Here is a 12,288-nt window from a genome sequence, read left to right as displayed (position 1 = left end):
TCCGGCGATCACGATTGTGGGAACATTGACAGCGCGAATCGTCTCCGTCGGCAATGCGTAGTTTCCCATCACCGCGGCATCGTAGGGCAGCGAATTTGCCACTGCGCGCATTCTGGGCCAGAACGGCATCCAGCGCATTATCGCGATGGCAATTCCCGGAGTGCCCATAATCCGCAAAAAAAACTTGACGGCGTCGTCCCGGCGTCCCTCCGCAACCAACCTGCAGAGCCGCTCTTTATGATCCGCCGGCGGTACGGGCGCTCCGTCTCCCACCATATAAGGCGGTTCATATGCCGCCAGCTTTCGGATCGGAACGCCTCCGGCCGCCACCATGAGTGCGAGCGCCCCGCCGGGCGACATACCCCAGACGCAGGCGCTGCCTCCAACATCATTGATCACCGCATGCAAATCCTCTACTTCACGTTCGACGCTATATGAAGGATGATCGCCGCTGTCACCCCTTCCTCTCCTGTCGTAATTGATGACCGTGAAATGCTGCGCGAGCAGCCCGGCAAGCTTGATAAATCCGGGAAATGACCGATAGCTTAGCGCTCCGCCCACAATAACGACCGGCGGCCCGCTGCCTGTCATGTCATAGACAATAGGCGTGCCGTCTTTTGAAATGACTTTTTTCATCGATTTCACTGAACCTTCTCCCCTCCAACGATCATTCCATCCTGTCAACCGCTTTGTTCAGCGCACTCGGATGCGCGCCCAAGGAACAGTTCGCATTTCCGCTTGTTGCGGGTAAGCGACGCCGCGTGCTGGAATTCCACGTACGCTTCGCGATTACGGCCTAATTTCATGAGAAATTCTCCGCGTATGCTTGGCAGCAAATGATACTTCCTTAATGTCGGTTCTTCCTTCAGCACTTCGATAATTTCGAGTCCAAGCGCCGGGCCGAACACCATGGACAGCGCCACCGCCCGATTCAGTTCGACAATTGGGGATGGTGAAACCCGGGCCAATACGTCGTACAGTGCCGCGATTTTCGCCCAATCGGTTTCTTCCGGGGAGCGCGCGAATGCATGACACGCGGCGATGGACGCTTGCAGCGCGTACGACCCCAATGTGCCGCCCGTTTGTTCGGCGCGGCGAAGCGCGGCAAGTCTACGGCGGATGAGCAGGCGATCGCGACAGCCGTTATCATAAGCAGATAAACACCGAGCTTGCCTGCCGAATGCCATACGTAAGTTCATTTTCTTGATCCATCACTTTGAAATTCGGCATTATTTCGAAAGATACATTGGCCGGACCATAATGTATTGTATAAATCGGAATTGGAGAGAATCCGCAACGTCATACTGTTCAAACAATGTATTTTATGATATATTCTCGTCAAAATAACGCACAATGGAATGATCGAAGGTGCGATCCTATGGGCAACCTTGCCGTCAGACGTTTGCCGCTGCGTTTCGAATTAAAAAATTGCATAAAGGATTTTTGGGTGTTTGCGAGTAACGGAGGGCTTTCCGTAGAAGAGATGCAAATCATCGTACCCAACGGTTCCGCGAAGTTAATGCTATATTATGAAGGGAAATTTACAGGCCGGGTTGGTGATCACGCGTTTTTGCTTCCGGAACATAAGCTGTTCGTCTTGGGCGTTTCCGACTGCCCCACGATTGCCGAATTCGACCGGGAAAAAGCATTCGGGTGCATCTGTGTTGAATTCCATCCCGCTTCCGCCTATCGGATTCTCGCCGTTCCGCAGCATGAATTGCGCAATACGCTCGTGCCTTTTGACGAGTTAATCACTCCTTCGGCCATCCGCATCATGGAGGGAAGGATGTTTATGGCGTCCGATCCGGTGCAAAAGGCAATGCTGCTTCAGGAATATTTGATCGAGATGCTCGCCCGGACGGAGAACGATGCGAAGTTCGAATACGGGGTTTCCGCGATTTGGAATTCGCGCGGTCGGATTTCAATCGCGGAGCTCTCGCAAGATATGGGACAAACTGATCGGTGGCTGCGCGCCAAATTTTCGGAGCGGCTCGGAATTAGTCCGAAAGCATTCGCTTCCATTGTTCGTTTCCAATCATGTTTCCAGACGCTGCTGCGCGACAAACGCGGCTTTTTGGAAGACGGGCAGTTTTACGATTTCTATTACGATCAGGCGCATTTCAGCAAGGAATTCAAACGTTTCATGGGGTACCCGCCGTCCAAGTATACGGCGCTGCAAAACGAGGTTGGCGAGATTATCTACTTCAACGGCGATTAACATTCGCCACCAGCTGAATGTTCAGGTTCTTCCCTGCCTCGCATAAGTTCACCCAATCGTGCAACACCTATGCGAATGTCTCTCAAACCCAGATGTCCGTATCCAAATACGAGTTCATTGGCGCGATTGTTCTTGCGTAAGCTATAGTCATCGATACTTTGAATCCGTACGCCATATTCCAAAGCTCCGCTTGCCTTCCATATTAGCTCTTGGGTTGAACTTGGCCAGCAGGTGCATTCCAGCCTCATCACCGAACACATCCACCATCCCGCCAAAATATTCCTCCAACGATTCCGCGAGAACAGCGCGTTTCCGCCGGTATATCTTTGACATCCTGTAGATATGTCTTTCGTAATCGCCTGCGCGGATCATGATCGCCATCGCTCTTTGTTCGATGGTCGGGCTGCGCAAGTTCAAGTCTTCCTTCATCGTCCTGAACGCTTCGACCAATTCCCTCGGCACAACCATAAATCCAAGCCGCAAACCGGGAGATAACGTTTTGCTGAATGTTCCTACATAGATCACCCGCTCGGGCGATTCGGAGAGCTACATCCGTCAAGCATGCGAAGCGTCTTTGCGGCGTCTTCAAACCGATTATCTCGACCATTACGTATTCCACGTAGGAGGTGCTATTCCAAAGGATCATTTGCAATCGATAATCAATGCCTTGGAAGGCTTGAAATCCGAAGGCAAAATTTTATCCTACGGCGGGTGTACCGATCATCCGGATTCTGCGCGTTGGTTTGCCGATCATTCATCATGTTCCGGCTATCAATTCAATTTGAACGTGCTTTATGAAACGCCCGGAATGGTTCAGTTGTGCGAAGATGTGAATATCGCCGCGATCTGCGTCGCGCCGCTGGCGATGGGATTATTAAGCGGAAAGTATGGGAAAGGGGCTCAATTTGCCAAAGACGACGTCCGCTCGGCAGGACATGAATGGGTGCGGTATTACGAAAATGGCACGCCCCAATCTGACTATCTTCGGAAGATGGACGCTGTCCGAGATATTCTGACTTCCGGCGGACGAAGTCTCGTCCAAGGCGCACTGGCTTGGATATGGGCGCGCAGCCCGGTTACCGTGCCGATCCCCGGTATCAAAAATGCGGGGCAAGCGGTGGAGCTTGCCAAAGCGATGGAGTTTGGACCGCTCACAGATAGCCAGAAAGAAGAAATTTATATGTTATTGGAACAAGTTGAAGCCACTCGCTGAGTGGTTGATGTCTCCATTTCCTGCAGCGAGCAACAGTAAAGGAATGGAGACTCAAAACCCCCGTTTGCGCAGCCACAATTCGCACAGCTCAGGCCACCGTTTGGTTTCCGGTTCGGCTTCCGCCAGCCCCAAGCCGTGACGGCCGCTCGCAAAAATATGCAACTCGAACGGGATTCCGTGCTTGCTTAGCGCTTGCGCCATCAAAATGCTGTTCTCCGCCGAAACAACCGAATCATCCGCCGTATGCCACAAAAACGCGGGCGGCGTGTCAGCCGTAACCTGCAGCTCAGCCGATAACTTTCGCCGCACTTCACGCGACGGATTCTCACCCAACAAATTTTTCATGGAGCCTGTGTGACCAAATTCGCTGAAGCTGATAACCGGATAGCACAACACCATCAAGTCGGGACGAGAGCTCATCCGTTCGATCGGGTCGTCCGCCAGCGGGTTTCCCCGGTCAAAGCCGGTGCCTGCAGTTGCAGCCAAATGTCCCCCTGCCGAAAAGCCGAGAATGCCGATACGATATGGATCGGTGTGAAAATTTTCCGCGTTTGCCCGCACATAGCGGATTGCCCTGGCGGCATCCATCAGCGGCGCGGGATGGCGATAAGGGGCAACGCGGTAATCAAGCACAAATGCATGGATGCCGATACGGTTTAACCACCTGGCGATCGGTTCGCCCTCGTGATCCGCGCGCATCCAATATCCGCCGCCTGGGCAAACGATCATACCGGCAAGCGATTTTTTTGTATCAATCAAATAAGGCGTAAGTTCCGGGCAATCGGACGGTTCGGTTCCCATTGCCAGCGGAGCGCCGTTGGGCCAAAGCTTCATGTCGATTCTCCCTTCTATTTTCCAGAGCATGAATGAATGAGCGTTTTTCGTCAAAGCCGCCGCAGCGTAAAAGTATAGGCGCCGGAACCCAACTCAAAGCTGGCGCGGCCGGTATCCGCAAAAATGAACCCCGGCGGCAACTCGATCGTCGCGGTCGTATTTGCCGGGATGGCCACGCTCAGCGTAAGCAACCCGGAGTCCGCTTCATTTACGGCCCATTCCGACCTGACTTCGCCGTATAAGGTTTGCAGCACGGCCTTTGCAAAACTCCAACCCGCTACCGGATGCGGGCGGAAGCGAATGTGCTTGTATACGGGACGATCTTCGTCGGTGTCGATGCCCGCCACGATGCGATAGAACCATTCACCGATCGAACCGTAGGCATAGTGGTTGTACGAGTTCATCTCGTCGCTCCAAAAGGAACCGTCCTCCTTGATGCCATCCCAATGCTCCCAGATCGTCGTCGCTCCCCTCGTAATCGGATACAGCCACGACGGATAATCCTGCTGCATCACGATTTTGGCCGCCACATCATGATAGCCCGCCTTGGTCAGCGCGAGACAAAGGTAAGGTGTGCCGACAAAGCCCGTCGTCAGATGATAGCCCGCCGCCTCGACCAATTTCACCAGCGCCGCGGCTGTCCTTTCTTTAGCCTTGCCCTCGACCAGATCGAACATCAGCGCGAGCGCGCAGGCCGTTTGTGTGTGTGCGGCAAGCCGGCCGTTTGGCGTCACAAATTCCCTGTTGAAACTGTCTACAATATTTTCGTACAATTTCTCAAGGCTTTCGGCATCCCCGGTTTTGCCCAGAATCCGGGCCGACTTCGCAACCAGACGGGTGGAATACGCATAAAAAGCGGTGGCGATCAAATCGAACGGCGTCGCTCCGATATAGCTGTTCTCCTTGGCATCCAGCCCGAGCCAATCCCCGAAGTGCGCCCCCGTATTAAAAAGAAATTCATCATCGCCTTGCATGCGCATGTAATTCACCCATGCTTTCATGCTGTCGTATTGCTCCTCCAAAATCCGCTTGTCGCCGTAGCACAAGTACAGTGTCCACGGGCAAATGACCGCGGCATCACCCCATGCCGCAGAGGAATGCGAATTTTCGTCCAAAACATGCGGGATTACATGGGGAACGCCCCCGTTCGGCAGCTGATCGGCCTTCAGATCGCGCAGCCATTTGGCAAAAAAACTCGCCACATCGGTCAAAAACGCCGCCGTTCGGATGAACACCTGCGCATCCCCGGTCCAACCAAGCCGTTCGTCACGTTGCGGGCAATCGGTCGGAACGTCGACGAAATTTCCCCGCTGACCCCATTCAATGTTGCGCTGCAGCTGGTTGATCAAAGCCTCGGAGCAGGTAAAGCTTCCGGTCTGCTCCATGTCGGAGCACACCACCTGTCCCGTGAAATCATCCGGATTTATTTCACCAGGAAACCCCTCCACCGCCACATATCGGAAACCCTGAAAAGTAAAATGGGGGGCAAATCGCTCCACTCCGCCTCCTTTGCAAATATACTCGATTGTTTGTTTGGCGCTGCGCAAATTGCCGGTATAGAAATTCCCGTCGCGGTCGAGCACTTCCGCATGCCGCAGCACGATTCTGGTTCCCGGTGCGGCCTCGACCCTGAACTCGACCCATCCGACCATATTCTGGCCCATATCCAGCACCGTATCGCCGGAAGGCGTGCGAATCACGCCGATCGGTTTAATGGTTTGAATGATGCGGCAAGGAGGATTTTCCTGGGCAACCAGAATCTCTTTCGGGCGCTTAAGCACCTCGACCGGACACCAACCCTCCTCACGGTAGCCGGCCTCGGTCCAGCCCTCTTTTTCCAGACGGGCGTCATAGGTCTCCCCATGATAGATTTCGGACATCAGAATCGGCCCGGTAGCCGCTTTCCAGGTCGCATCGGTGGCGACGACCTCTTCGCCCCCGTCTTCATAGATAATGTGCAATTGCAGAAGGGCGGCGCGCCTGTCGCCGAATAGATTAACCTTGTTATGCCAGGTGAGCATGCCTTTGTACCAGCCGTTGCCCACCACAATCCCGAGCGCGTTGTCGCCCTCGAACAGTTGATCGGTTACATCATAGGTTTGGTATTGCAGCCGATGACGATAGCTGGTCCATCCCGGAGTAAGCTGCAGATCACCGACCCGCCTGCCGTTCAGGTGCAACTCGAAGAGCCCGAGACACGTGGCGTAAATCCGCGCGGATTTGACCTTTCGTCCGACTACAAACGTTTTTCGCAACAAATGGCACGGGGCGGCGTCGGGATCAATCGCCGCCGCTTGCGGCGTAATCCATTCCGCCGTCCATTCGCTTGCGGAAAAAAAAGCAGTCTCCCAATAAGCGGTTTTACTCCATTCGGTTGCGACGCCATGCGTATCCCAGACCCTGACGCGGACAAAGTAGCGGGTGCGCGATGCCAGCTCCGGCCCGTTGTACACCACATGCACCGACTGGTCGGAAACCATTTTTCCGGTATCCCAGATAAGGCTCGCGAACCGCTCGTCGCGCGCGATCTGCAGCCGATATGCTTCCTGCAGCACATTGTTTGCGGCAGCCCGCAGTTGCCAACTGAATGCGGGCCTTGGCACATCAACGCCGAGCGGATTTGATTTGTTCTCAATTCGTAGCCTTTCCACCCAAAATTGTTCCAGCGCTCCAATACCTCCTGCTTGTCGATGGCAATGATGATCCACAACAATTCAGTAAAATATTAACACATAACGGTTTGAAATTGTTGGTTTATTTTTGTTTTATTTTGTTATTCTGCCTTTTCTGATTTCGACACCGCAGAAACACAAAAAACTCCGAATCCGAAAGAACGGCCGGAGTTTCGCCAAATGGCACCAGCGGATTTGATCTCAGAAGCCCATTTACAACTTTTGGGAGTCGAAATCAGCATCAAAAAGTAAAGTTGCACCAATTGGTGCATTTTTCTTGTCCAAAGACGTATAATATAGTATCATAGTGTTGTCGAGGGGGGATCCCATGAGTCAACACTATAATCAAAATTACACTAAGGAAGAAGTTGCGGCGATCCTGCAAAAAATTCAAGATTGCGTTCGCTGTGGCAAATATACGATTGCAAAAAATGAAAATCGACAAGAAAATCTTGATTTAATCCGTGAATATAACCTGACTTCCGAAAAGCAGCGACATATCCTTCTTCAAATTGAAACTGAAGATTTTTGCCATTCGCTGCAAAACACTAATACAGGATATGAGTATGAAACGCTGTATGTATTTTGTCCGCAGGTCAAGCTATTCAATCTCGATAATGAGGAAAAGCCGGTAATTATCTATACCAAATTCAACATCATCAACATGGAAAAAGGTAACCGGGTCGTAGTTATTTCGTTCCATGAACGTAACAAGCCGATTGATTACCTGTTCAGGTAAAACATCGGAATTCTCAATAAGGAGGAATCACCATGAGCAACCAGATTGCCTTCTGTTCCAAATGCAGACAGGAAGTAAAGTATTTGATAAAAGAAAAAACGGAATCAGCCAAACTGAAAGGCGAAGTATATGAGTTTACTTCCCACGCTGCCTATTGCGAAAAATGTGGCGAAGAAGTCTATGTTGCCGAACTTGATGACGCGAACCTACAGGCGTTGTATGACGAGTATCGGCGGAGGAACGATATTATCCCGCTCAAAGACATCAGGGCCATTCCCGAGAAATATCATATTGGGAAAAGGCCATTATCGCTTTTGCTGGGCTGGGGGGAACAGACCTTCAGCCGCTATTACGACGGCGACGTACCCACAAAGCAATATTCCGAAATACTGAAGCAGATTTACACCGATCCTGCCTATTACCTTTCCTTGCTTGAAAAAAGCAAAGATAATTTGAAAAGCAATACGGCTTACAAAAAGAGCAAAGCTGCGACAGAAGAACTTTTAAATGGTTCCGCCTCTTTACAACGGTCAAAAATCGACCTTGTTGTAGACTATCTTTTGTCACAATGCCGAGACATTACTCCGCTTGCTTTGCAAAAAGCTTTGTACTACGCCCAGGGATTTTCCTTTGCGTTTTACCGCACCTTCTTATTTGCTGAAGATTGTGAAGCCTGGGCGCATGGCCCTGTATACCGAGATATTTACAGGCGCTACAGAAACTACTGCTTTGACCCCATTGACAGCGTGGAAGAATTTGACGTTTCGCTCTTGTCAAGCGAGGAAAAATTGCTTCTGGACAGCATCATCAGACACATCTGCTGCTATAGCGGAAAAATCCTTGAATCCTTTACTCATACAGAAACACCTTGGGTTTCCGCACGCGCGGGGCTGCCGGCAGACGCTTCGTCCAACAGAATCATTCCAAAACAGGCTATCGGCGAGTATTTCACGTCAGTTAAAGAAAAGTACCGGATGCTTACGCCCGCTAACGTTAAGGACTATACGCGGAACCTGTTTTCACAAATATAATCCGGAATTTTACCAATCGGTTCCCCGAAACCATTTTTTTCAGGAGCGATTAGATAAGTTTCGATTTTTGCAGCAGCTTTTGGAAAATGACGGCGACCTCCGCCCGCGTGATAGCATCTTTCGGCGCCAATAGAGCACCGGCTTTGCCGCTCACAATGCCGCTTTCCACACACAAGGCAACATCGGCTTTGGCATACTCGGCCACATGCGCGGCATCGCCGAATTTCGCGACGATATCGCTTGCATGACCGGTGGAAAACCGGTTCGCGAGTCCGGTCATGCGCATGGCCTTGGCAATCATCACCATTGCCTGCTCACGGGTCAAACTGTCGTTTGGCCCGAATTGCTCCGCGCTATAACCGGAGACGATTCCGTATGCATGAGCCGTGGCGATGTCGTCCGCGTACCAAGCGGATGCGCTCACATCGGCGAACGGACTTGCGCTGTCAATCGGTTTCAGTCCTAGCGCTCTGACGATCATGGCGGCGAACTCCGCACGCGTAATCTGCCGGTCCGGCGCGAACAAGCCGTTGCCGAGCCCGTTTACGATCATGCGCGATCCCATATCGAGAATCGGTTTCTCCGCCCAATGACCGACCACATCTTTGAATGCCGCCGGATGCCAGACAAGTGCGTAAGTGCTGTTTGTCAAGCTGCTCATAACCGCATAATACTTGCCGTCAATCAGCTCGATGCGGGTTGGAACCGGCCTTGTTGTGCCATCCGGTTCGACGACTACACCGGTTGTAATTTTGTCGGGATCGACCCCGTCGGGAATGGCGATCGCCCTTTCCACAAAAGCGGTAAAAGTTGAAATGGCGACCGTTTTCTCGCCATTCGTACACGTAATATTAAAATCAAGCGGCGGTACGACAATCGTATAATTCCCGCTTTTCGCGGCGTCCTCGACAACTTTAACGGATTTTGCGGGCGGCTTGGCGATTTCAATTTGCACCTTCAAATCGTGCAATGCGGTGTCACCGAATTGCGCGGCGAGATCGGCAAGCTGCAATTGATTTGCCGGCAATTTGTAAATTGCCGAATTTGTTTTGATTTCCAGCACGGCTTGTTTCTCCTCCATGCTTTCAATCATTTGCCCGGACAATTCACTTTTGACAACGTCGGAATCGCGATCGGTCGAAATCGTCACTTTTCCGTTGTAATTCGCCGATTCAAGCAGTTCTGCCAGTTTATGCGGATCGACCGAAATGATCGTTTCTGTCCGCCCATTCCGCTCGGTTGTCTTCGATACGCCGAGATTATTCGTTTGCCCATTGTCCTGATCCTGCTCGTTCCCGGCAGGCGGCTGGTTGCCAACCGGCAATGAGTCGTTTTCATGCTGCCCGTCGTCAGCTGTTTGCCCGCCGTCTGCGGGCTGTTCGTCATCTGCGGACGAATCCTCATCATCCGCAGACTGCCCATCATCTGCGGGCGAGTCCTCATCATCCGCAGGCGGCTGATTGTCATCGACCTGGGAGACCGGCTTTACGGCGTTGGAAGGCAACGATTCCGCTCCTCGGCCGTTTGCGTTAATGGCGCGGACGGTAAATACGTAGGTCGTGCCATTCGATAACCCGGTCACGGTAATCGTCGTCCCGCTCCCCGTTGCTGTCAGTTGGCCGGGTACGGACACAACCTCATACCCTGTGATTGCGCTGCCGCCGTTATCAGCGGGAGCGATGAAGCTGATCACGGCGCTGCCGTCGCCAGCCACAGCCGTCACTTGCGTTGGCGCGGCGGGGACGGTTGAAGGCGTCGCCTTTGCTTCTTTGGAATGCGCGCTTTCGCCGCCATCATTGACCGCGGTCACGACAAAATAGTATGTGGTACCGTTGACAAGTCCCACCGCATCATAGCCGTAAACCGCTTCGGTCACCGTCGCAATGGCATCCCCATAGTCGGCGGGCGTTGTGCTTTGGTAGATGCGGTAGGAGATTGCTCCCGCAACTGCGTCCCAAGTTAAAGTCGCGTGCCCGTCTCCTGCCACAGCGGCAAGCCCGGTCGGCGCCGCCGGGGCAAGGCGCGGCCGGACCACTTGCGTTATGACGAAGCTGACGTCTTCCATTTGATCCGCGGAAACGGTCACCGTCGCCGTGTATGTGCCTGCCGGCAACCCATCCCTCGCCTTGATTGTGAAAGTTGCTGCCGGAGCCGCATCAGTCAAGGCCGTTGCCGGCGGTTGCGAAACGATAAAACTGTCGGCATTGGCGCCGCTTGCCGTTACAGCCAAATTCACCAAATCAGCTGTGCCTGTTTTCGTCAGTGTAATAGATTTCAATTCCTGCGAACCCGCCTCGTAGCCTTCAGTCAATTCCGCGAAAATCTGCGCGGTAAGCTTCGCGATCTCGTACGTTTCGATGTTCGCAGCCGCGGTATGGAACGTCTCGATTAATTCCACGCTTGAAAGGTCTGCGGCATCGAACGCGACCACTTTGATCGAATAATCCGTATCCGGTTCCAACTGGTTCAGGTCGCAGTCCAATTTCCCGCTTACCGTCTCCGCCAATTGTCCGTTCACATAGACCCGATACCCGGTGACGCCGACGGCATCGGAGGCGGCCGGCCAGCTGACGCGCATCGAATGATCCGTTATATCCGTTGCCACAATCCGGCTGCCGGCGGCCCAAACGGGCGCGGTTGAATCGATTACGTTGACATTGAAGCTTTTAAACGAGACATTGCCGGAATCATCCTTGGCCAAGCAGGTGACGGTTGAATCTCCCAGCGGGAAAATAGCGCCGGAGGAGCGCGTACAAGTCAAATCCGGCGAAGCGTCGGCCGCATCTGTTGCCGTTACCGCAAAGGCAACCGGAGCGCCCGCCGCGGAAACCGCTTCGGCGTTTTTATCCGCGATCCCTACAAGCAGAGGCGGCGTAGTATCGGTCACGGTCACCTGAAAGCTGCCCGCCGCCTGATTGCCGTCCAGATCCGTTGCCGTACAGGCCACGACTGTCGTGCCGAGCGCAAAAACCGAACCGGACGCTTTGGAACAGATCACCGTGCGCATACCGTCCGTCGCATCCTGGGCCTTAACCGTATAGGTAACAGCTGTCCCGCTGCTCGTCTCCGCTTCGACCCGCATATCGGCGGGCAACGCCAGCACCGGCGCCGCCGCATCTTTCCGACGAATATGCAACGTGTAGGTTTGCCTTGCCATCCCGTCCTGCGCGGTCACTTCAATCGCAACATCGTTCATGCCGGGCAACAAATAAATGGGGTAATCTTTGCCGCTGTCCCACACCTTGCCGTTTATTTTCAGCATCGCATCCGCCTGGTTCGGGATCGCCCGGATCAGCACATTGTCTTTTGCGGCGTCGACAACCGGGCTGTAGTCGAGCGTGCCGGGCGTAAACGCCCCTCCGAACAATTCCGTTGCGCCCGTTTTGTCAAGCACCTTGAGCGTCTGCAACGATTTGTCCGCAGAGCGCAGCAAATTCACTTTCAGCGTATAAACTTTGTAATTTCCGCCTGTCGACAAAACGGAGATTTTCAGCGTATTCTCCCCGTACGTCAACCCGTCGCGCGGAATTTGCAGTTGGTTCGAACCTACTGCATAATCCGCTCTATATAACATATTGGTA

The 12,288-nt window shown here is 53.1% G+C and carries 8 protein-coding genes and 2 pseudogenes; 4 read left to right on the top strand and 6 right to left on the bottom strand.

Features of this window, described 5'->3' with window-relative positions; all coding sequences use genetic code 11:
- Positions 1 to 636 (bottom strand): alpha/beta hydrolase (locus VF260_05935; GenBank protein HEX7056721.1); only part of this gene is annotated, 636 nt, incomplete at its 3' end.
- A 44-nt stretch (positions 637 to 680) separates the two neighbouring features.
- Positions 681 to 1,133 (bottom strand): annotated as a pseudogene (locus VF260_05930) (RNA polymerase subunit sigma-24).
- A 182-nt stretch (positions 1,134 to 1,315) separates the two neighbouring features.
- Here VF260_05930 and VF260_05925 point away from each other — a divergent pair.
- A complete protein-coding gene (locus VF260_05925) occupies positions 1,316 to 2,218 on the top strand; it encodes a DUF6597 domain-containing transcriptional factor (GenBank protein ID HEX7056720.1) in 903 nt (300 codons plus the stop codon).
- Positions 2,219 to 2,365: 147 nt separating this feature from the next.
- Here VF260_05925 and VF260_05920 read toward each other — a convergent pair.
- Positions 2,366 to 2,749: pseudogene (locus VF260_05920) on the bottom strand (aminotransferase class I/II-fold pyridoxal phosphate-dependent enzyme).
- Between VF260_05920 and VF260_05915 the strand changes: the two are divergent.
- Complete coding sequence (locus VF260_05915; protein ID HEX7056719.1) at positions 2,739 to 3,431, top strand: aldo/keto reductase; 693 nt, start codon at positions 2,739 to 2,741, stop codon at positions 3,429 to 3,431. The pseudogene VF260_05920 and the gene VF260_05915 overlap by 11 nt on opposite strands.
- Positions 3,432 to 3,482: 51 nt before the next feature.
- Here the strand turns inward: VF260_05915 and VF260_05910 are convergent, their stop codons facing one another.
- Positions 3,483 to 4,265: an alpha/beta hydrolase gene (locus tag VF260_05910; protein HEX7056718.1), complete on the bottom strand. Its 783-nt coding sequence runs from the start codon at positions 4,263 to 4,265 to the stop codon at positions 3,483 to 3,485.
- Between the two features lie 50 nt (positions 4,266 to 4,315).
- Positions 4,316 to 6,916, bottom strand: coding sequence for a family 78 glycoside hydrolase catalytic domain (locus tag VF260_05905; protein ID HEX7056717.1), 2,601 nt, complete (start codon positions 6,914 to 6,916; stop codon positions 4,316 to 4,318).
- Between the two features lie 349 nt (positions 6,917 to 7,265).
- Here VF260_05905 and VF260_05900 point away from each other — a divergent pair, with 349 nt between their 5' ends.
- Together VF260_05900 and VF260_05895 are read left to right on the top strand one after the other, a co-directional pair.
- Positions 7,266 to 7,676, top strand: a complete 411-nt coding sequence (locus VF260_05900; GenBank protein ID HEX7056716.1) for a hypothetical protein — start codon at positions 7,266 to 7,268, stop codon at positions 7,674 to 7,676.
- Positions 7,677 to 7,708: 32 nt separating this feature from the next.
- Complete coding sequence (locus VF260_05895; protein ID HEX7056715.1) at positions 7,709 to 8,707, top strand: type II TA system antitoxin MqsA family protein; 999 nt, start codon at positions 7,709 to 7,711, stop codon at positions 8,705 to 8,707.
- A 49-nt stretch (positions 8,708 to 8,756) separates the two neighbouring features.
- Here VF260_05895 and VF260_05890 read toward each other — a convergent pair.
- Positions 8,757 to 12,288: S-layer homology domain-containing protein (locus VF260_05890; GenBank protein HEX7056714.1), on the bottom strand; the 3,532-nt coding region annotated here is incomplete at its 5' end.

It is taken from the genome of Bacilli bacterium (assembly GCA_036381315.1).
Classification (GTDB): domain Bacteria; phylum Bacillota; class Bacilli; order Paenibacillales; family KCTC-25726; genus DASVDB01.
The sequence above is the reverse complement of the archived record's forward strand: the minus strand, read 5'-3'. Positions and strand labels throughout refer to the sequence as shown.